The organism is Butyricicoccus faecihominis (assembly GCF_014648015.1).
In the GTDB taxonomy this organism is placed as follows: Bacteria; Bacillota; Clostridia; order Oscillospirales; family Butyricicoccaceae; genus Agathobaculum; species Agathobaculum butyriciproducens.
Window position 1 is genome coordinate 40,433 of sequence record NZ_BMQH01000014.1, and the last position, 18,552, is coordinate 58,984.

Annotated in this window: 23 protein-coding genes; 9 read left to right on the plus strand and 14 right to left on the minus strand. The window is 53.0% G+C overall.

Annotation, left to right across the window (positions count from 1 at the left end):
- Positions 1-15: 15 nt before the first annotated feature.
- Entirely contained in the window at positions 16-546 is a 531-nt protein-coding gene (gene pyrR, locus IEY11_RS12685) for a bifunctional pyr operon transcriptional regulator/uracil phosphoribosyltransferase PyrR (protein WP_188886741.1), read from the minus strand.
- 301 nt (positions 547-847) lie between these two features.
- Between pyrR and IEY11_RS12690 the strand changes: the two genes are divergently transcribed.
- The 5 genes from IEY11_RS12690 to IEY11_RS12710 all read left to right on the plus strand — a co-directional run bounded on the left by IEY11_RS12690 (position 848) and on the right by IEY11_RS12710 (position 4,100).
- On the plus strand, positions 848-1,030 hold the full coding sequence (locus tag IEY11_RS12690) for a hypothetical protein (RefSeq protein WP_110435910.1): 183 nt from the start codon (positions 848-850) through the stop codon (positions 1,028-1,030).
- A 982-nt stretch (positions 1,031-2,012) separates the two neighbouring features.
- Positions 2,013-2,564, plus strand: a complete 552-nt coding sequence (locus tag IEY11_RS12695) for a cysteine hydrolase family protein (RefSeq protein ID WP_110435911.1) — start codon at positions 2,013-2,015, stop codon at positions 2,562-2,564.
- On the plus strand, positions 2,561-2,821 hold the full coding sequence (locus IEY11_RS12700; RefSeq protein WP_117489263.1) for a TIGR04076 family protein: 261 nt from the start codon (positions 2,561-2,563) through the stop codon (positions 2,819-2,821). Before IEY11_RS12695 ends, IEY11_RS12700 begins: the two co-directional genes overlap by 4 nt.
- A 25-nt stretch (positions 2,822-2,846) precedes the next feature.
- Positions 2,847-3,668, plus strand: a complete 822-nt coding sequence (locus IEY11_RS12705) for a 4Fe-4S binding protein (protein ID WP_188886742.1) — start codon at positions 2,847-2,849, stop codon at positions 3,666-3,668.
- An 81-nt stretch (positions 3,669-3,749) separates the two neighbouring features.
- Positions 3,750-4,100 carry a cupin domain-containing protein gene (locus IEY11_RS12710; RefSeq protein WP_117489259.1) on the plus strand — a complete coding sequence of 117 codons (351 nt, stop codon included), beginning with the start codon at positions 3,750-3,752 and terminating at the stop codon, positions 4,098-4,100.
- A 44-nt stretch (positions 4,101-4,144) separates the two neighbouring features.
- Here IEY11_RS12710 and IEY11_RS12715 read toward each other — a convergent pair whose 3' ends face one another.
- The gene (locus IEY11_RS12715) at positions 4,145-4,807 is read right to left on the minus strand and encodes a prepilin-type N-terminal cleavage/methylation domain-containing protein (RefSeq protein ID WP_188886743.1); all 663 of its coding nucleotides are present in this window, start codon (positions 4,805-4,807) and stop codon (positions 4,145-4,147) included.
- A 416-nt stretch (positions 4,808-5,223) separates the two neighbouring features.
- Between IEY11_RS12715 and IEY11_RS12720 the strand changes: the two genes are divergently transcribed.
- The gene (locus IEY11_RS12720) at positions 5,224-5,412 is read left to right on the plus strand and encodes a hypothetical protein (RefSeq protein WP_118286235.1); all 189 of its coding nucleotides are present in this window, start codon (positions 5,224-5,226) and stop codon (positions 5,410-5,412) included.
- A gap of 64 nt (positions 5,413-5,476) precedes the next feature.
- Here IEY11_RS12720 and spoVAE read toward each other — a convergent pair whose 3' ends face one another.
- The 5 genes from spoVAE to IEY11_RS12745 all read right to left on the minus strand — a co-directional run bounded on the left by spoVAE (position 5,477) and on the right by IEY11_RS12745 (position 8,920).
- Positions 5,477-5,833 (minus strand): stage V sporulation protein AE, encoded by a 357-nt coding sequence (spoVAE, locus tag IEY11_RS12725; RefSeq protein WP_118286236.1) that lies wholly within the window; start codon positions 5,831-5,833, stop codon positions 5,477-5,479.
- The gene (locus IEY11_RS12730; protein WP_243184010.1) at positions 5,830-6,267 is read right to left on the minus strand and encodes a beta-ketoacyl-[acyl-carrier-protein] synthase family protein; all 438 of its coding nucleotides are present in this window, start codon (positions 6,265-6,267) and stop codon (positions 5,830-5,832) included. The genes spoVAE and IEY11_RS12730 overlap by 4 nt, the downstream gene beginning before the upstream one ends.
- Positions 6,251-7,909: a recombinase family protein gene (locus IEY11_RS12735; protein ID WP_188886745.1), complete on the minus strand. Its 1,659-nt coding sequence runs from the start codon at positions 7,907-7,909 to the stop codon at positions 6,251-6,253. The genes IEY11_RS12730 and IEY11_RS12735 overlap by 17 nt, the downstream gene beginning before the upstream one ends.
- A 112-nt stretch (positions 7,910-8,021) precedes the next feature.
- Positions 8,022-8,237 (minus strand): DUF6870 family protein, encoded by a 216-nt coding sequence (locus tag IEY11_RS12740; protein WP_118480667.1) that lies wholly within the window; start codon positions 8,235-8,237, stop codon positions 8,022-8,024.
- A gap of 158 nt (positions 8,238-8,395) precedes the next feature.
- Positions 8,396-8,920, minus strand: a complete 525-nt coding sequence (locus IEY11_RS12745; protein ID WP_118730027.1) for a hypothetical protein — start codon at positions 8,918-8,920, stop codon at positions 8,396-8,398.
- Between the two features lie 311 nt (positions 8,921-9,231).
- Here IEY11_RS12745 and IEY11_RS12750 point away from each other — a divergent pair, with 311 nt between their 5' ends.
- Together IEY11_RS12750 and IEY11_RS12760 are read left to right on the plus strand one after the other, a co-directional pair.
- Positions 9,232-9,444 carry a hypothetical protein gene (locus IEY11_RS12750; RefSeq protein ID WP_118730029.1) on the plus strand — a complete coding sequence of 71 codons (213 nt, stop codon included), beginning with the start codon at positions 9,232-9,234 and terminating at the stop codon, positions 9,442-9,444.
- Between the two features lie 1,294 nt (positions 9,445-10,738).
- Positions 10,739-11,824 carry a HipA domain-containing protein gene (locus IEY11_RS12760; RefSeq protein WP_118730031.1) on the plus strand — a complete coding sequence of 362 codons (1,086 nt, stop codon included), beginning with the start codon at positions 10,739-10,741 and terminating at the stop codon, positions 11,822-11,824.
- Positions 11,825-11,956: 132 nt separating this feature from the next.
- Here the strand turns inward: IEY11_RS12760 and IEY11_RS12765 are convergent, their stop codons facing one another.
- Complete coding sequence (locus IEY11_RS12765; RefSeq protein WP_118730032.1) at positions 11,957-12,526, minus strand: recombinase family protein; 570 nt, start codon at positions 12,524-12,526, stop codon at positions 11,957-11,959.
- A 55-nt stretch (positions 12,527-12,581) separates the two neighbouring features.
- On the opposite strand from IEY11_RS12765, the gene IEY11_RS12770 reads away from it, so the two are divergent.
- Positions 12,582-13,244, plus strand: a complete 663-nt coding sequence (locus IEY11_RS12770) for an HI0074 family nucleotidyltransferase substrate-binding subunit (RefSeq protein WP_188886746.1) — start codon at positions 12,582-12,584, stop codon at positions 13,242-13,244.
- A gap of 233 nt (positions 13,245-13,477) precedes the next feature.
- Here IEY11_RS12770 and IEY11_RS12775 read toward each other — a convergent pair whose 3' ends face one another.
- The 6 genes from IEY11_RS12775 to IEY11_RS12800 form a co-directional block, all read right to left on the minus strand.
- Positions 13,478-14,425, minus strand: a complete 948-nt coding sequence (locus IEY11_RS12775) for a class II glutamine amidotransferase (protein ID WP_188886747.1) — start codon at positions 14,423-14,425, stop codon at positions 13,478-13,480.
- A 1-nt stretch (position 14,426) separates the two neighbouring features.
- Complete coding sequence (locus IEY11_RS12780; protein ID WP_188886748.1) at positions 14,427-15,389, minus strand: amidoligase family protein; 963 nt, start codon at positions 15,387-15,389, stop codon at positions 14,427-14,429.
- Between the two features lie 95 nt (positions 15,390-15,484).
- Positions 15,485-15,685: a DUF960 family protein gene (locus IEY11_RS12785; RefSeq protein WP_243184011.1), complete on the minus strand. Its 201-nt coding sequence runs from the start codon at positions 15,683-15,685 to the stop codon at positions 15,485-15,487.
- Between the two features lie 274 nt (positions 15,686-15,959).
- Positions 15,960-16,652 (minus strand): MgtC/SapB family protein, encoded by a 693-nt coding sequence (locus tag IEY11_RS12790; RefSeq protein WP_118361194.1) that lies wholly within the window; start codon positions 16,650-16,652, stop codon positions 15,960-15,962.
- 13 nt (positions 16,653-16,665) lie between these two features.
- Entirely contained in the window at positions 16,666-17,391 is a 726-nt protein-coding gene (locus IEY11_RS12795) for an MgtC/SapB family protein (RefSeq protein ID WP_118361192.1), read from the minus strand.
- A gap of 89 nt (positions 17,392-17,480) precedes the next feature.
- Positions 17,481-18,524: an endonuclease/exonuclease/phosphatase family protein gene (locus tag IEY11_RS12800; RefSeq protein ID WP_118730038.1), complete on the minus strand. Its 1,044-nt coding sequence runs from the start codon at positions 18,522-18,524 to the stop codon at positions 17,481-17,483.
- Between the last annotated feature and the right edge of the window lie 28 nt (positions 18,525-18,552).

Consider the following 18,552-nt stretch of genomic DNA (forward strand, 5'->3'; position numbering starts at 1 on the left):
AGGTGCGATGTTGTTTTACGGATTGCGAGCTTGTATGTTTACACTGTCTTCGCCGTCCACTTCGGTCAGGCGGACAAAAACGCGTTCATCACGCGCGGTAGGCAGGTTTTTGCCGATATAATCCGGCCGCAGCGGCAGTTCGCGGTGACCGCGATCGACCAGCACAGCCAGCTGTATGCGCTCGGCGCGTCCTCGGTGCGAGATGGCTTCGATGGCGGCACGCACGGTGCGTCCGGTGTACAGCACATCGTCCACGATGATGACGGTCGCGCCTGCAATACGCGGATCGAGATCGGGCAGAGGAGCGTCCGTGCGCGGCACGTCATCGCGCCACGGCGTAACGTCCAGCTCGAGCACAGGAGGTGCCTTGCCTTCGACCTCGCCCAGCTTGTCAGCAATGCGCTGCGCCAGATAGATACCGCGTGTTTTCACACCGGCGAGCAGCAGGTGCTCCGCGCCCTTGTTTTTCTCTACGATTTCGAACGCAATGCGGGTCAGTGCACGGCGAATGCCATCCTGATCGAGTATGATCTTCGGTTCGGTCAATCTGCCGCCTCCCTTCAAAAATTGCAAAAAAATGACTCTCCGCCACAACAATTAGCAGAAAGCCGCACGAAATACTACACCTGTCCCCCTTGTCTTACGGCTGACGGCGTATGCACTGTTTTCTGCCTTGCGCGGCTCACAGGCCGCACCTTAAAGGCGGATTGTTAGATATATTATATAATATGAACATGCGATTGTAAATAGTCGATTGTGCCAAACAAGCATTTTTTTGCTGTGTAAAATTTGAGGGACGAGCGGGCATACTGAGTCTATAAACTTTATGAAAGGCGGTAGATCTTTTATGCGAATTTCACCTTTTGTTTCCGGCATTGCAACCGGAGCGATGGCAGGCGCGGTGGTTTCAATGGTAGCGGCCGGCGCGATGCTCAATCCGTCGATGCGGCGGAATGCCAAGCACGCGGCGCATAAGGCGGAGCATGCGATGCACAGGGCGGCAGACCGGGTGGAGGATTTCATCGGGTAACGGCTGTTTTCTGCACAGGTTTTGCAGGGCACACGAACTGCGTAAGCGTGTTCGCCTTTTCCGGGCAGCACCTTTTGCTGCACCGGCTGAGCGGGGTATTTGAACCGCGCAGGCGGTTCACCCTGACGGGCGGGGAGGTTTTCGCTGACATTCAGAGGGAAATTGCGCTCCGCGGAGCGCGGGAGACTGCCGCGTCCGCGGCGGGGACAAAGAGGAAGGGACACCTGCGGTTTGCCCGTAGGCTGCTAAACATTGTTCCCGCGCCGTGCGCGGATTAAATGAGTGCCCTTCCTCTTTGAACTCCTACTTTTCCCTTATTAGTTAGTCTGGCGCAGATTGCCGACATGTGACCGCTTCGAAAAAGGTGAACGGCAGAGGATTTTTACTACAGTGTCTTTCGCAACCTGTTCGCAGTGCCAGATACATTACTGCTACACAGACCGGAAAGTCTTCGCAGGTGCAACATGACCGTGTTGCGCAATTCGTGAGCACGTTATTATAACAGCACCTGCGAAAATAAATGGCACCGAACACCTAAATTCGCAGGTGCCGTGCGTTATAACGTGCCAAAGAGTTGTGCGGCACTGCTATCCCCCAGGGGACCTTCTCTTGCCCTTCGGGCAATTCACCTTGTGCCGCGCTCTGCGTAGATGAACCCGCATGCGTAGCAGTAATTTATCTGTGAACTGCGAAAAGGCGGGGAAAGACACGCAACGGCAACCCGACTGCCGTTTTCCATTTTCGCAGCGGTCACCGTTCTCTGGTCTGCGCCAGACTTTCTAAGGGAAAAGGGGAGATTCATAAGAGGGTGGAAAACCGCAGGTTGTCTACCCTCTTATGCGCCCGCGCGGCGTTAGCGCAGTTTCGCTCGCTTCGTAAGCGGCAATCCACCGGTTAGCACTCGCTAAAAAACGAAAACGCATGGAAAACCCCATCAAACAATGCTATACTATAACCACTACACAAAGGAGAACCATAATTTATGAAAATTCTTATCGTAGTGGATATGCAGAAAGATTTTATCAGCGGCCCTCTCGGTACGGCTGAAGCGCGCGCTATCGTGCCCTATGTGGCAGAGAAGGCAAAAAATACACCGCGTGAGAACCTGTTTGTCACGCTGGACACCCACCAGCCGAACTACATGGAGACAAACGAAGGGCGTCATCTGCCGGTGCCGCACTGCATCGAAGGAACGGAAGGTCATGCACTGGACAATGCCATTGCTGCCGCTGTGGACGGCATTCCGGCGTCCCGCATCATTCGCAAGCCGACGTTCGGCTCGGTGGCCCTGCCGGACATGCTCCGCGCGCTGCCGGAACCGCCGACGGAAATTGAATTTGTCGGCGTATGCACCGGCATTTGCGTGATTTCCAACGCCATGCTGTGCAAGGCGGCATTTCCGGAGGCGAATATTGTGATCGACGCGGCACTCTGCGCGTGCGTCACGCCGGAGTCGCACGATACTGCGCTGAATGCAATGCGTCTGTGCCAGATGGAAATTCTGCATCAGGGTGAGGAGCCGTGGCGCAAATGAGCAGACCCAAGATCAAAATTACGCTGATCGACCGAAAAGGCAAGCACGGCTGTCACCGCGGGCACAAAATCGGTGACAGCTTCGACTTTGACACCGAGCGCGGGCAGCTTTGCCCGATGGCGATGCACGTTGCGTTCCCATACATCGATATTCTGCGTTACGGCGGTCATCTTCCCGGGCAGGAGGACGGCACGGCGGTGTTTTGCTGCCCCGATGTGGACACAATCAACGTATTCCGTATTGAAATTGTAGAATAATCGTCAGACGGAGGGCGAAAAGAATATGGATATCAAAAAAGTTACGGGTGTGTATTTCAGTCCGGCAGGAAGCACAAAGACCGTTGTTGAAACAACGGTGGATGAACTGGCGCGTCTGTTTAAGGCAGAGTGCCGGTACATATCACTCAACACGCCGTCTGACCGTGCGCAGGAGTATCAGTTTGCCCCGGATGAGCTGGTCGTATTCGGCTGTCCGGTGTATGCCGGTCGGCTGCCGAACAAGATTTCGCCGGACTTTGCTCGCTGTCTGCACGGTGAGGGTACACCGGCACTGGCGCTCGTCACCTACGGCGGCAGAGCGTATGACAACGCGCTTGCCGAAATGTGCGAGCTGCTGACAAAAAACAACTTCAAACCGGCGGCAGGAGGCGCTTTTTTGAGCCGGCATGTATTCTCGGACAAGCTGGCGGCAGGCCGTCCGGACGCGGCAGACCTCGGTGAGCTACGTATGCTGACGCAGGGCGTGGCGCTCAAGCTGAGAAGCGAGGGAGAGATCAAGCCGCCGAAGGTACCGGGTGACGCGCAGGCAGCCTACTACACGCCGCTCAAGACGGACAAAACGCCCGCAAAGTTCCTCAAGGCCAAGCCGACTACGGCGATGGTGCTGTGCGAGCACTGCGGTCTGTGTGCGAAAATCTGTCCGATGGGTGCGATTGACCCGAACGACCCGTCTAATATTCCGGGCACCTGTATTAAATGCTGTGCCTGCACGACTTACTGCCCGAGCGGTGCAAAGAAATTCGATGATCCGGATTTTCTGTCGCACACAGCCATGCTCGAGCAATTCCAGACTGAAGCGCGCAAGGAAAATTCGATTTTTCTGTAAATGTTGTGCGGACAACAGAAATCGGCGGCTTGGCGTGGTATACTGTCCGCATAAAGCAAACGACAGGAAAGAGGAGAAGCTATGGACAAGTTCATCCGCAATATCGACCACGAGAGCGTTGTAAGGCTCGCCGAGCTGGTTTCCGTTCAGTCGGGACAGGTGGTCAGCAAGACACTGGCGCAGAACAAGGCGGTCAGCATTACGCTGTTCGCGTTTGACAAGGGCGAGGAGATCGGCACGCACGACTCCACCGGCGACGCAATGGTGACCGTGCTCGAGGGCACCGGACGCTTTACGGTCGGCGGTGTGCCGCATATCGTCAAGGCTGGCGAAACGCTGGTCATGCCCGCAAAGGTGCCGCACGCCGTTTACGGCGAAGAGGCGTTCAAGTGGGTGCTGACCGTTGTGTTTCCTGATGGGTTTGAGGCATAATATCATATGGTAAAAGAAATCCCCGCCGATTGGCGGGGATTTTGTTATGATGATGGGAGAACAAGTTCGCTGATGTGCAGCATACCGCGGATGCCGGTACAAGACCACAAATACCAGCTGTTGTCTTTGTAATTGCCGTTGGAGTCGGGCACGGCATCAACGGAGGTATTATAATAAACCGAACTATAATAAGAACGGAACATGTTATCGCTTATTTTACCGCCTTCAGCGGTTTCACCGATTTTATAGGCACTATATTGGTTGGTATCACTAAAGTAAAGACCGAGGTAGCCGCGGTCGGAATGATAAATAATCGCGTGGATTTGTGCCTTGCTATTGATAAGAACGAGAAAACGTCCAGAACCGCCTTCCTGCAGACAAGGTACTTCGGAAAGTTTTGCAATTTTATCGTAGTTGGCCTTCAAATCATAGCCATTAGGATTGTTACCAATTACTTTGCCTGTACTGTTTGCAAGTGTGGTGGCGGAATTAAGTTCCCAATTTGCAGAACCATATAGTTCGGACATCTCCGTCTGCACCGCCTCATGCAGCATGCGCGTCTCCGCGATAACCTGATCCTTTTTTGCCTTATCAATATATCCTGTCAGTGCCGGAATGAGCAGCGCCGCGAGGATCGCAAGAATCACCAGCACGACGATCAGCTCCACGAGCGTGAAGCCGCGTTTTTTGTTTTTGGAGTACAGCATTTGGAAAAGTTCCTCCTTCCCGATTGCGGGATAAAGTTCGGTTTTCTTAGTATACTCGAAAATATGCAATAAAGCAAGGAGATAGATACAGATAAAGTGCACAAAAAATAAGGGTTCCTGCCAAAAACACAAAAAAGAAATTGGTTAAATCGGAGAAAGTGTTTTGTAAAGCCGCAGAAACATTGAGATTTACAGCAGGGTGTGATAAAATAATATCAACCTGATAAAAAAGAATCACCTGCAGAGACAGGCGATGAGCAGGTCCGCACCGCGTATACAGACGCAGGTGCGCGAGCGGCAGATGCCGACGGATTGCAGCCGGTCGGTTAGTGCCGCAGCTTTCGGCAGACGGAAGCAGGAGAGAGAAATGAAGAGAGAGTATTGGGTTACGGAAATGAAGAAATGGGGCATTGAAAATGCAAATCTATGACTGGGTCAGCATAGGCGTATTGTTCGTTCTCGGTATCTTGTTCTATTTCCAACCGGCATGGCTGTTGAGTGAAGACCGGCAGCAGGCCGATGGCGCGGTAAGCAAGGTACGCACTGTCAGCGCGGCTGCGGTGGTATGCGCCATGGTAATGACCGTGATCTGCGTAATCGGATAAAGAAAGAATTGGCTGCAAAAACGCTCCCGCTTGGAAGGTGGATTCCGAGCGGGAGTGTTATTTTTTACGACTTTGATTGCGGTCTGGACAGCAGCGCGAACAGACAGCCGAACACGATCGCGGCGGCAATACCGCCTGCCGCACCGGTCACGCCGCCGGTGAACACGCCGAGCAGACCGCTCTCCGCAACTGCTTTGGCGACGCCTTTCGCCAGCGAGTATCCGAAGCCGAGCAGCGGCACAGTCGCGCCTGCACCTGCGTAGTCCACAACTGCCTGATACCAGCCGAGCCCCTGCAGGATAACACCGAGCACCACCAACGAAACGAGAACACGCGCCGGTGTCAGCTTGGTTTTGTCAATCAGCACCTGACACAGCGCACAGATTAGTCCGCCGACCCAGAAAGCGTTCAGGTAGTTCATGCTTCGCTCCTTTCCAGCACGACGGCGTGGCAGATGCCCGCAATCGGCTGTCCCTGCTGCACCGAGGTCGGACTCATCATCGCACCCGTGCCCGCAAACACCAGCCGGTGGATTTTGCCGCGATGCATATCGCGCAGCAGCGGTCCGCAGAGAACTGCCGCTGAGCAGCCGCAGCCCGAGCCGCCTGCATGCGCGTCCTGCTCGTCGCCGAAAATTAGGCTGCCGCAGTCCGAGTAGACAGGGGACAGGTCGATGCTGTCACCGCGCAGCAGCGTCAGCAGCAGGTCCGCACCGATGTGACCGAGGTCGCCGGTAACGATGCAGTCAAAGTCCCGCGGCTGTGCGCCGAGATCCTCCAGCAGCGCGGAAAGGGTGTCGGCAGCAGCGGGGGAAGATGTTATTTTAGGACTATGTGCCTTATGCGGTCTGACCATGCTTGCGGATATACTCCTGCGCGACTGCATAGGCGTCCGAAAACTTAAACTTTATCGTGATTTTTCCGCCCTCATGCACATAAATCATGTCAATCAGTTCGACTACGACTTCGCGCGTCAGACTGGGCAGATTGCGATATTTTACGAATTGTGATACAAACGAATTGGTTTCGCCCACGCCGCTCTGCACCTCGTCAATGCGCGCTTGCAGGGACGCAAGACGTGCGTCCAGTTTGGCCTGCTGCTGCTCAAACTGCTCTTTCAGCCGATGGTATTCCTCACGCGAAATATCTCCGGCTTTCCAGTCCGGATACAGGGACAGCTTCATCTGCTCGATGCGTTCGCGCTCGGTTTCAAGCTGTGCCCGCTCGTCAAGCAGAGGCTTAACGGAACGGTTTCGCGTGCCGCTGCGGTTTATCTCGGCAATCAGCTCATCCATCTCGACCGCCAGAGCAATCTGGTGACGGAGCGTTTCCAATACTGCCTGCTCCAGCCGGTCGCTGCGGATGGTATGCTTCGTGCAGGCGCCGCTGTGCTGCTTTTTGAACGTCGAGCAGATATAGTAGTAATAGTTGCGGTAAGGCTGTGAAATGGTCTTGCGGTTCATCGCCTTGCCGCAGTCCGCGCAGCGAAGAAAGCCGGAGAACAGATAAACCTGCGGCTGTGTGGGTGCGGTGCGCGTATCACGGGCGAACAGGGATTGCGCTTTGGCGAACAGCTCGCTTGAGATGATAGCCTCGTGTGTCTGCTCGACAGTGATCCAGTCCTCCTCGGGCACGGCCTCGCTGACATGCAGCTTGTAGCTTTTCATGCGGTTTTTGCCCTGCACCATAGTGCCGGTATAGAGAGGATTGCGCAGGATACGGCGAACCGAACTGTCCGGCCACAGATCGTCCAGCTTGTCCGAGGCCGGATGGCGGTAGTTCATGCCCTGCTGCCGTTTGTAGGCAGATGGATTCGGAATGCCCTTAGCATTCAGCTTTTTGGCAATACCGAGTACGTTTGTTCCGGCAAGAAACCAGTTGAAAATATCGCGGACAACGGCGGCAGCCGGCTCGTCAATCAGCAGCCGGCTGTGGTCGTTCGGGTCTTTGCGGTAGCCGTAGGACGCAAATGAGCCGATAAATTTGCCCTGCCGGCGCTTGAGATCGAGCGAAGCGCGGACTTTATTGGAGATATCGTGCGCGTACTCGTCATTGAGGATGTTGCGGAACGGCACGATCAGGCTGTCCGCCGAGCGCGGGTCGGCAACGCTGTCGATGCGCTCGCTCAGCGCGATGAACCGCACGTTCAGCAGCGGAAACGTGTGCTCAAGGTACTCGCCGACCTTGACGTAGTTGCGTCCCAGTCGGGACAGATCCTTGACGATCACGCAGTTGACGATGCCGGCGCGCAGGTCGTGCATCATGCGTCGGAAATCCGGCCGGTCGAAGTCGGTGCCGGTATAGCCGTCATCAACGTACAGCCGGGACGCGGTCATGTCGGTTTGCGTATCTGCAAACTCGGTCAGCAGCTCGCGCTGACTGATAATGCTGTTGCTCTCCTCGCTGTCGCCGTCCTCGCGGGAAAGACGGATATAGAGCGCGGGTTTCCACAGGACTGTGGATAACTTTTGGGGTTCGTATTTACTTTTTCGTGCCATTGAGTGCCTCCTAAAAAACGGACGGCACGCCGCAGGCTGTGTTTTGCACGTATAGTGTATCACAGCACACGGCGTGCCGCAAGGCTTCGCTTCGGTTATCCGGCTTTTACCATCACTGGAGCCGCTTGCACAGGTTGGTCAGGCAGGATTGCAGACTGGGTGCGCCGTCATCAAACAGCACCTCAACCGCAGTGTCGCCTACGCGGAAGCGGTGTGGGTCGCTGACAGACGAGGCGAACAGGCGCAGGCGCTCGTTCACCGGCAGGGTCGGGTCGATGCGTGCCTCGCGGATGTCGGGCAGGGGACAGGTGGGTGTGGGCTTGAACATAAGGGTTGACCTCCTTTGGTTTGTGTAGATGGTGGGTGCATTGTATATTCTTTCCATTGTTATACTATATATACGACAGTTCGGGATAACCGGATTTCGCCGTATCAGACACCTGCGGAACCGCGCCTGTATTGCGGCTCGATGCCGCAGGTGCTATGCTAAAAATAGGCGAATTCCTCCACCTGCTTGCGGACAGAGCAGTGAATGGCCTCCCAAAACTTTTCGTAGAGCGCATGCTCGTTGCTGGAAGGTAACTCCATGCGCTCTTTGATCATCTCGACCATGCATAAGAAAGACCACCGAAGCAGAGCGAGATTGGCCTGGATACGGCGTTCGCGCGTGAGTAGATCAGCGAACGCATCCGAGCCCTCGACCCGCAGATGGGACAGGATGTCCGGCTTGTCGGCAATCTGATGCAGCAGCGCAATTGCATGTTCGTAGTTGTCCGCGAACCAGTTAGCGAACTCCTCGAGGGCTGCTCCAATCAGAGCCGGGCAGACGTCCTCGGTCAGATTGAGCGGCTTACCGAGGTACACGAAAATGCTTCGCGTGAGTTCGGAAACGCCGTCCAACACGAACTCGGCTGTCAAGGCAATTCCGGCGGTGCAGTCGCGATGATCGGTCTTGCCGGTTTTACCCTTCTTGGTAGAGACCGCGCTGGCACTCGCCGGGATGTCCAGCATCGGAAAGTTGGTCAACTTCGGACGCAGGGGAGAGACGAGGAACAGGTTGACGCTGCCAATAGTGCGGCGGCGTGCGGCCTTCTTGTCGTCGTGCGGTGGAGTGGCCCAGTGGTTATAGTGTTTGAGAAGTTCTGTAATAGCGCATTTGATTTTGAAAATGCTAATTTGTCAAAGAAAAAACTTCGGCATAAGATTGAACAGCAGATGACTGAATTTGCGAAATTCGTTGAAAACAGCAATACTCCTGGGTACAAAGATAGGAATTTTCGTATTCTTACAGATTTTCTGACTGAGCCCGGAAAAGAGAAGACTTGAGCTCGGATGAGCTTCAGTTTCTCTATACCAGACTTGTTTTTGGGACTGAAGAAGATATTACAAAAATTAACATGCGTAGCTATGATGATGAAGCTGACATGAAGTCTTACAAACTGCTGTTTAAAATTCGTGATGAAAATGATTACTTGTTTCAGGCGATCAGTAATATGGTGCATCTGCTGAGCCGTTCAGAGACGAGCGATAAATAGCATGACTATGAGGATAATGGAAAAAACCTAATAAAGAAAATTACGGAGGATATCAATAATTGCTATCGGCGATTTGATAACGAACTACTGTATAAAGGTGTGCCTGTAAAGAAGATAACAGTTTGCAGTAAGACAAGGTATAACGCAGTTTTTTCGATACCATATATTTACCCTGTACTGCCATTGCTGTTCGTATTAAATGCCATATATAAAGTTAAGGGAGACGGGAATAAGCACGATAAAGCGGAACTGCTGAAGTACAATACCTCCTGCTCTTTAATAGATAATGTGTATGAAACTTTTGTCATAAGTGAAGCGTCAGAGCACTTGCTGGAGAGAGTAGAGGATGTACTGGTAAAACATCTGGTTCTGTATAAAGAACTGTATTTCCCACTCGAAAAGATTGTTACTCTTTCATTCAGCACCGTATTACCCGCTGTATGGGAAGGAACGGGTGCTGCCTGAACATTACAAAAAGCTGGTTCATAAGTTTACAAATAATTGCCGAAAAGATGAAGACGAAGATAGAGAAGAAATGTTCGATGATATCCAATGGGAAACTGTTAAGGAAATGCGTCCATGCCTAAAAAACGATATACTGCGTTCTTTTACGCCTCGGAGTGCTATAGATTATCTGCCTGCTGATCTTGATCGAAAACCCAACGATGAATCAGATTTACTGCAGCAGAGGAATGAGAAAGAAGGGGGACATATGTTGAACTGCACCCCCATTTGTTAGACAGTATGATATACTATCTAACAGATGGAGTGATTTATTATGCCAAGAGGAAAAATGAACAAACGGGACACGCCAGAATTTAAGGCAACACCGCACAATTAAAGCAGCGGCGCTTTGCGGAAATTTTGTATTCTGATTTTGTTGCGATTTCTTGCAATACGGCAAGTATTGCAAGAAACCGCGCCTCATCAGTACGCAAAATTTATTCGCAAATCGCTCTTGTTCAATTATGCGGTATTGCCTTAAGAAACTGGTCGTGCAAAACATGATGAAAGAAAAGTTGAGTTATTGCGAAACAGCGAGACGATTTGAAGTAAAGGGCCGGAGGCATTTGCCATAGAGCGCAGAGGACGCAGAAGTTCAGCGGCTACGCACGGAGAATGAATCCATGACACCAAGATCGCCATCCTCGTTCTTGATGAGGAAAACAGGTTTTTTGCGGAATGGCACAATTTATCAATTACATTGTAGTTCTGGCGGATGCTATGCTACTTTTGCCATTCTGTGTTCAATATGCTATAATTACCTCACCAAAGTGCGAAAGGAGGGCGCCTTATGCGATACATCTTAATGAATAAAGACGAGCCGTGGGCATTGTTCTCCTGTATACAGGACGAATTTGGAGAGGAAAGCGCGGTTCTGCAGGAGTGGTACACCGAATTGCGCCCGCTCGGTCTGCAATCGCTGACGGCGTGGCTTGAGAAGCGTAAAGCACCCAAGCACCGCAAGCATATCGAGCAGCTTCTGGAGCAGTACGGCTGCATCGGTCTGGAAGGCTTTCTTCGTGTGACGCATGCGCTGTCGCTCAACGATACGTTTTGGGTGAAAGAAGAGTCGGAAACGCTCGGCTGGGACAAGGTTTCCCTATATCGAAACGAGTTTGATGCCCTCATCGCGCAGGCGGCTTTCAGCGGCGTGATCAGCGTAGAGTCCCTGTCCTCCACCTCGCCGGAGTTCGGTACGGACGGCTATTACGCAAAATGCTGGGTGCGCGAACCGGACGGAATTTATCTCTACAAGGGCGGCAGCGACACCTATGAAATCGAGCCGCTGTCCGAATTCCTTGCGTGCCAGATTGCGGCACAGATTTGTCCACAGGCTGTGGATTACGACCTGGATTTCTACCATCATCGACTGATATCCAAGTGCCGTCTGTTTACCGATGAGCAGGCCGGGCTCATCAAAATCAGCGACTTTCCCGACCGGCCGACAACGGTTTCCGAGCTGCTGCGGCTGTATGCCGGGTTTGGCGCGGAGGACGCACTCCGCCGTATGTTCGTACTTGACGCGCTCATTCTCAACACAGACCGCCATCTCGGCAATTTCGGCTTCCTGTTCGACAATCAGACGATGGAAATTCAAAAGCCTGCGCCGGTCTTTGACCATAACCGCAGTCTACTGTTCGATCTGGACGAAGATCAGCTGGCCAATCCGGACTGGTACATCGGCAAGTGCCGTCCGCGTATCGGCGTGGATTTTATCAAGACGGCACGCGGCATGCTGACCGGTGAAATCCGGCAGGAGCTGAAAAATCTGGACGGCTTTCGATTCAGGCCGCATTCGACTATCGAACTGCCGGAGGAACGGCTGAACCGGCTGTCTGAAATTGTGGAGCAACAGAGAAGAGCGATTCTGGCATGAGAAGACTTGGTCGCATACTTTCGCTTAAAACATCGAAACGGATAAAACAAAAAATCGCCGGACTTCCCATAAACGAGAGGTTCGGCGGTTAATATTTAAGGTATAGCGGTAACTAAAGTATACAATGGAATCTTAGTTGTTTGCGGTTTGTTTCGATTTCGCACACCGCCGGTAAAACGTATTCGTCTTCAATCCGGTTTGCCGCATGGCTTCTGCGGCGGTGATTTCCCCGGCACGCCAGCGAGCAACCACTCGCTCAAAGTTGTCCGGCAGGGGCATTGGCTTGCGGCCGGTGTACTTGCCCTGTTCTTTCGCGATAGCAATTCCCTCACGCTGACGCTGCAAGATATACTCACGTTCGAGTTCTGCGACCGCGGCGAACACAGTCAGCATGAATTTGCCGGTAGGTGTGGTGGTGTCGATAGCCTCTTTGCGGCTGACAAACTCTACATGCTTTTCGGTCAGCCGTTCCACGAGATCGAGCAGGTCTCGTGTGTTACGGGCAAAACGACTGATCGACTCGACAATCACGGTATCGCCGCGGCGGACGTACTCCATCATATGGGTGAGTTCTGGCCGATCGGCATTCTTGCCGCTGGCCTTGTCGATGAAAACCTCGTCAACACCAAGCTCACGCAGCAGGACTTCCTGCCGAGCGGTATTTTGCTCCTCGGTGCTGACGCGGATATAGCCGATTTTCATGGTGTATCTCTCCTTTAAGTATGGTATAATGAGAAATATAAGGACGGTGACGCTGATGGATAAGACAATCGAACAGGTAAAACAATTAGCGCACCGTTATGGAGTGCCGAAACTAGTATTATTTGGTTCGCGTGCCCGCGGCGATCATCACGCCCGCAGTGATTATGATTTCGCGGTATGGGGCTGCACGCCGCAACAGCGTACACTATTCAGCGATGCAGTGGAAAATGATCTGGACTCGCTGTATTCGGTTGATCTGGTGTTTGTCAGCGAACACACCGATGCCGCATTGCTTCAAAACATAAAGAAGGACGGGATTTGCTTGCTGGACCGTTACAATACGAAATTCGAAAATCTCACCAATGCTGTAGAACGCTTGCGCGAAGGCGTGCAGGCGTATCAAGAGAATCCTGCCAAAATCATTCGCGACGGTGTAATCCAGCGCTTTGAGTTCACCTGCGAGCTGGCGTGGGAAACCACTCGTGAGTTCTTACTTGACCAAGGATTTACTGAACTGAACAGTCCGAAAGCAACGATGCGTAAGGCGTTCTCGTATGGCCTGATTGATGATGAACAGGCGTGGATTGCACTGCTGAATGCTCGCAACCAGACCTCGCACATTTATGACGATGCAACCGCGCAGGAAATTTACTCGCAGATTGAGAGCGAGTTTGTATCTCTGTTTGATAATCTTATTGAGCAGTTGAAACGTGGTTAAGTGCAATAGGGTCGCCGCATATTTTGACATATTTCAAAAGTCCAAAACCGACCCTATTGACATAGCTTTTCGTTGTTTTAGATGGGTATACCCAAATGAAAGACTCAAAAAAGTACCGGTTCGCGTGAGCCGGTACTTTTGCGTTCAGTCATCGTCTGACAGCAGATCAGCCAGCAGGCCGATGACCGTCATCACGCCGAGAACGACTTTTACTGCGTCCATAAAATCACCTCCTAATCAGTACGCATATAAAAGTTTTCACCGGTCATTTCGTTCAGGAGTGCCGGATCGTAGAGCATTTCCTCGATTTCATCTGCGGAGCAGCCGTAGTCGAGCAATGCCTGCACTTCATCTGCGCTCACGCCAAACGCTTTGGCAACCGAGAACAGGTCATCATAGTTTTCCGGCGTGTCCTCATAGTAGTCGCGGTAATATGGAGAATAACGCCGCCACCAATGCTCATAACTGGTTTTCGGCGTAAATGCGCTTGTAGTCATACGTCCGGTGCGGTCGATTTTCAGAATTTCACCCTCCTTTGGCTCCAGAATGTCCGTTGGCGCTTTTAACCGCAGCTTTTTGATGGCCTTGCACAGGATTTGCTGTGTCGAGGCGTAAATAAGGTAGCCATCATAGAACATGACGCACAGCGGATTATCGCCAACTACGAACCAGATGGAGTTGTCCTTGTCCAGAACCGTGAAGACAAATGAATCCTCGACTGCTTCAGCCATGGATTGCAGGCTGTCAAAGTCGAGGGTTTTCTGCTGTTCAAGGAGCTGAACGGCAACATAGCTGTCCGTTTCCACGCTTGTCAGCGGAAGGTTTTCTTCTGCGCGCAGTTCCTTGTCATTCCAGAGCACGCCGTTATGCGCGAGAGCAAAGCTGCTGCCGTCAGCATGACCAAGGAACGGGTGGTTATTCTGGTTAAACTGCGCATTGCCCTGTGTGGTCATACGGGTATGCCCCATAACCGCATTCACGCCGTTCGGAATGTGAATCTTCATCTTTCGAGCGGGAATCGGGCGCTTGTAAATCCGCAGACGGTCTTTGAAGTTATAGGCGATGCCGGTTGCATCCGTGCCGCGCACCTGACATTCACGCGCCAGCGTATTCAGGATTTTGTTTTTCGTGTGAGTGCTCAGGCATTCTTTAAAGTCGATTAAGCCGAATAAACTGCACATATTATTCCTCCTCGCTTGCATTTACGGGTTCGTTGACGTACAAACGGCGCTCTTTGAGGTACTGAATCAGCTCTGGTTCATGCACGGTGTCCAGAAAATCAAACCAACTAAGCTCCTGTACAGTGGTGTCGGACATAGCAACAGCCACCTCGACGAGATGATTTACCATCTGCAAGGTGGCTTTGAGGGTATTTAGTTTGAGCGTACCGCGGAATATTCGGATTTCAACCGTGTCCGAGTTGGTAAGGTTGACCGCCGTATAGCGCCCGGCACAGGAGTTTTTCGCATGGCTCATCTGCTCAGACAGCGTAAGGCGAATGCCGTATCGCGCCGCCCAGCGGTTCATCTGGCTCTGTGTGCGGCGGCTGAACCGTAATAGCTCCGCCCAGAATTTCTCGACGAAGTACAGCAGGCGGGCAATCGCAGCTTCCTGCTGCTCATAAGTACAGCCGAACGCCAGACGGGAGATATGAACATGCAGGCCGCAAGTGCCAGCCGCGTGGCTGAGGTACCCCATGCTCTGCGCTTTACGGAGGATTTCCGCCCACGGCATTTCATTCAGATGGTATGTAAGTGTCATTGGGTGCGTGACAAGTTCCAAACCATCGTCCAAGCTGCCGTCCGTCTTGATATATAAATTCTCCGCGTCTGCATTGGCGATGTTCAACAATTTTTCGGCATTGTAACGGTCTGTGCCGCCGTTGTCGATTTCCAGTGCTACGCCGAAGTGCCGCAGACCCTTGCCGTGGAAAACAAGGTCGGGCGTGTAGCTGTACTCGTGAATGACCGAGCACTGTTCGTCCCAACAGGACGAACAGTAAGCGTTGTCGTCATTATCCCAATACGCGCGGTCGCGATGAATAATGCGGCCGCAGTCATCGCAGAGCCAGTCATTTCCCACTTGAAACATTTCATCTATCGGATGTTCTGCACCGCAGTTCGCACAAATTCTGATTTCACTCATTGGTAATTCCTCCATTTCGTCTGGTAAATATCAATATTCTTCGGCGAGCAGCATAGTAGAATGCGTCAAATTGTCGATGACGAACACCTTCGTATCTACAGCATCGATCGGTACGGCGGCTGCTCCTGCTCATGGATAATGTGCTGACCGGTCGGCAATTTCGTCAGCGTGAATACCTGCAAATAGTCCTTTTTCTCAATCTCCATCGTCAAGACCATGTGCCACATGAGGTTGGCCAACCATGAGGGAATCTCAGCCATCACGCCGCACGTCAGAAATTTTTGATCGTCGAACATCTTTGCTTCCTCCTTTTTGACAAAAAGTAAGCTCCTGAGAATATCTCAGGAGCTTCTACATCTATAATATATAGTTAAAAATGAAGGAAAAACAGAAAAAAGTTCTCGCACTGCAACGCGTATTCAATAGAAAAATTCATTTTTGTGTAATTTTCGTAAAAGTGAGGATGTACACTTCGTTTTTTACAAAAGAGACGAAAAATTGTGACATAAGACGCGAATTCCATTCGTTTGAAAGCGTAGATTCGTCAGTCTCTTTCTGCGTTCTGCCGTTTTACAGTTCCTCGACCGACACGATGCCTTTACGCTCGCCGACCAGTGTCATCAGACGGTTTACCGTGCAGCTGCGCGGCAGGCGCAGTGTGAAGATCGCACAGGCATTGTGCTCACCGTTTTCCGCCGCACGGGTGATCTGGATATTCAGCACCTTGACATCACATCTGCGGTACAGCTGCAGCACATCGTCCAGACACGTTTTATCCTCATATTCCATATACACATTGATCTCGGGAACGTGCTCCAACACACGGTACTCCAGCCGCGAGAACACAAGCTCGGCGAGCATGATGAACACGGTCGCGAGAATGCCGCCCTCGTAGAAGCCGCCGCCAAAGGTGAGGCCGATGATGGCCGAGGTCCAGAGACCAGCCGCTGTGGTCAGACCCTTGACGCGCTGCCGCTTGGTAACGATGATGGTGCCCGCACCGATGAAGCCAATACCCGCAACAACTTGTGCACCGAGGCGCGCCATATCTGTAAAATAGTGCATATTCAGATACAGATACTGACTCGTCAGCGTGGTGATGGCCGCGCCGATGCAGATGAGGATGTGCGTGCGGAAGCCGGCCGGGCGGCGCTTGTACGAGCGCTCGATACCGATAATGCCGCCGCAGATGAGCGCGCAGGCCAGACGCACGAACACGGAAAGCGTCGTCACGTCGCGCAGGCCGTCAAAAACAGATAACATAGCAGTCCACTCCTTACAGCTCTTCGATCACGCAAAGGCAGTCCAGCTCCGCCAGATCGGAGAGAAGCTGCGTGTGCGGTATTTTTTCATTGAGGCGGATCGAGAAGATCGCACTTGGGTGCAGCGCCTCGCCACTTTTGTTCCGCTCGATATCGATGTCGTAGATCTGCACGTTCTGCGCTTTCAGCTGATTGATGATGGTACTGATGTCCCCGAGCGAATGGAACTCCATGTACAGATTGATGTCACGCGCGTTCTCCTGTATGTACGCATCCACAATTGGGAACAGGCGGATGCTGAGAAATATCATCGCGAATGCGATGAGCACGCACTCGTAAAATCCTGCGCCGACCGCAAGGCCGGTGCAGGCCGACGCCCACAGACCAGCGGCAGTGGTCAGGCCCTTGACCTGCTGGCGGCCGGTAACGAGAATGGTTCCTGCGCCCAGAAAGCCGATGCCGTTGATGACCTGTGCGCCGAAACGCGAAACGTCGGTTTTTATGCCGATCTCTGCGCAAATATCCGACCACGGCCCTGTCACCATGGTAAATTCGTACAGGCTGAGCAGCACGGTCAGCGCCGCGCCAAGACAGACGAGCATATAGGTGCGGAAACCGGCCGGACGGCGCTTGCGTCCGCGCTCCAGACCGATGCAGCCGCCGAGCAGCATCGCAAGGGCGAGCCGCACTACGACCGAGGCGAAATGAAGTTCGCGCAGGTATTGTATCATTCCACTCATTTGATGTAGGTTCTCCTCACTCGATAAAAAGTGCACACGCTGCCAATATGTATGCAGCGTGTGCAGCTTTCTACAATAGATTTCAGTATTTACTTTGCGAATCGACAGTCTGCCCAGCAGGCGTTATGGTCGGACAGCTCGGGACCTGTGAACTTCGCCAGCGCGCTGCCCGGCTCGGCCCAGGTGCAGTCCTTCGTTTCGGTCGAAATCGTGCCGTGATCGACGCATTCCATGCCGCGCGCCATCAGCCAGTCCAGCTTGAGCAGCATGCTCTTGCCGCCCGGCATCGGCTTGCGGCGCGTGCCCTCGATGCTGCTGAACTCGCGGTAGGAGAAGCCGTTTTCCTCCGCCTGCGGCAGAACGCGCTCGTACTGCTCAACGTGCTCCATATGCTTGGAGAGACGCTCCGGGTCGTTGAACAGCGCGGTGAAGCCCGGAATGTCGTTGCCGTCGAACGTATTGGTGTTCAGATCGCCGCCGATCATGACCGGTGTGTCCGGCGCGAACGAACGCTTGATCTCATCATATACGACTGCCATCTGCGCTTCGCGGCCCTCGCTGTCCGCGCGGTTCTCCAGATGAACGCTGACCGCGCCGACCTCGCGTCCGCCGATGTCGAGCGAGCAGACAATGGCAACGCGCGCACCGATACGCTTCTGGCGGTCGTAGTACCAGTTGTACTGCTCGGGCATATGGACGACCTTCGCCCAGCGGATGGGCCAGCGGGAGAACAGGGCGTTGCCGTGGAAGCCCTTGTTGTCCTCGGGATTTACCAGCTCGATAAACTCCAGACCGTAGGCGTAATTCATGCCGATGGATTTCGCGATTTCGTAGGCAACGTTGCAGTTGCCCGAGCGGACCGCGCCGTCATCCAGCTCGTTGGCGTAGATGATGTCCATGTTTTTGAGGTCGGGGCACATATTGAGAAAGTCGATGGTTTCGTGAAGCGTCTGGCCGCGCTCGATGTTGAATACAACGTGGCGCAGCGTTTCGGGCACCTCGGCGGGCGCATCCACGAGGTTGTGCACCTCGCACTGCTGATACTGCGGGATTTTTTCCATGACCTTGAACTGGCCGAGTGCCGGGACGAGATTACCGAGTTCGATGCGTTTTTCGTAGGACAGGGTTTCCATTTGTTACACGCCTTTCATATAAATGGTG

Coding starts and splice junctions, on each gene's coding strand:
- IEY11_RS12690 (WP_110435910.1), top strand. CDS start 848: ATGCGAATTTCACCTTTTGTTTCCGGCATTGCAACCGGAGCGATGGCA.
- IEY11_RS12695 (WP_110435911.1), top strand. CDS start 2,013: ATGAAAATTCTTATCGTAGTGGATATGCAGAAAGATTTTATCAGCGGC.
- IEY11_RS12700 (WP_117489263.1), top strand. CDS start 2,561: ATGAGCAGACCCAAGATCAAAATTACGCTGATCGACCGAAAAGGCAAG.
- IEY11_RS12705 (WP_188886742.1), top strand. CDS start 2,847: ATGGATATCAAAAAAGTTACGGGTGTGTATTTCAGTCCGGCAGGAAGC.
- IEY11_RS12710 (WP_117489259.1), top strand. CDS start 3,750: ATGGACAAGTTCATCCGCAATATCGACCACGAGAGCGTTGTAAGGCTC.
- IEY11_RS12715 (WP_188886743.1), bottom strand. CDS start 4,807: ATGCTGTACTCCAAAAACAAAAAACGCGGCTTCACGCTCGTGGAGCTG.
- IEY11_RS12720 (WP_118286235.1), top strand. CDS start 5,224: ATGCAAATCTATGACTGGGTCAGCATAGGCGTATTGTTCGTTCTCGGT.
- spoVAE (WP_118286236.1), bottom strand. CDS start 5,833: ATGAACTACCTGAACGCTTTCTGGGTCGGCGGACTAATCTGTGCGCTG.
- IEY11_RS12730 (WP_243184010.1), bottom strand. CDS start 6,267: ATGGTCAGACCGCATAAGGCACATAGTCCTAAAATAACATCTTCCCCC.
- IEY11_RS12735 (WP_188886745.1), bottom strand. CDS start 7,909: ATGGCACGAAAAAGTAAATACGAACCCCAAAAGTTATCCACAGTCCTG.
- IEY11_RS12740 (WP_118480667.1), bottom strand. CDS start 8,237: ATGTTCAAGCCCACACCCACCTGTCCCCTGCCCGACATCCGCGAGGCA.
- IEY11_RS12745 (WP_118730027.1), bottom strand. CDS start 8,920: ATGCTGGACATCCCGGCGAGTGCCAGCGCGGTCTCTACCAAGAAGGGT.
- IEY11_RS12760 (WP_118730031.1), top strand. CDS start 10,739: ATGCGATACATCTTAATGAATAAAGACGAGCCGTGGGCATTGTTCTCC.
- IEY11_RS12765 (WP_118730032.1), bottom strand. CDS start 12,526: ATGAAAATCGGCTATATCCGCGTCAGCACCGAGGAGCAAAATACCGCT.
- IEY11_RS12770 (WP_188886746.1), top strand. CDS start 12,582: ATGGATAAGACAATCGAACAGGTAAAACAATTAGCGCACCGTTATGGA.
- IEY11_RS12775 (WP_188886747.1), bottom strand. CDS start 14,425: ATGTGCAGTTTATTCGGCTTAATCGACTTTAAAGAATGCCTGAGCACT.
- IEY11_RS12780 (WP_188886748.1), bottom strand. CDS start 15,389: ATGAGTGAAATCAGAATTTGTGCGAACTGCGGTGCAGAACATCCGATA.
- IEY11_RS12785 (WP_243184011.1), bottom strand. CDS start 15,685: ATGTTCGACGATCAAAAATTTCTGACGTGCGGCGTGATGGCTGAGATT.
- IEY11_RS12790 (WP_118361194.1), bottom strand. CDS start 16,652: ATGTTATCTGTTTTTGACGGCCTGCGCGACGTGACGACGCTTTCCGTG.
- IEY11_RS12795 (WP_118361192.1), bottom strand. CDS start 17,391: ATGAGTGGAATGATACAATACCTGCGCGAACTTCATTTCGCCTCGGTC.
- IEY11_RS12800 (WP_118730038.1), bottom strand. CDS start 18,524: ATGGAAACCCTGTCCTACGAAAAACGCATCGAACTCGGTAATCTCGTC.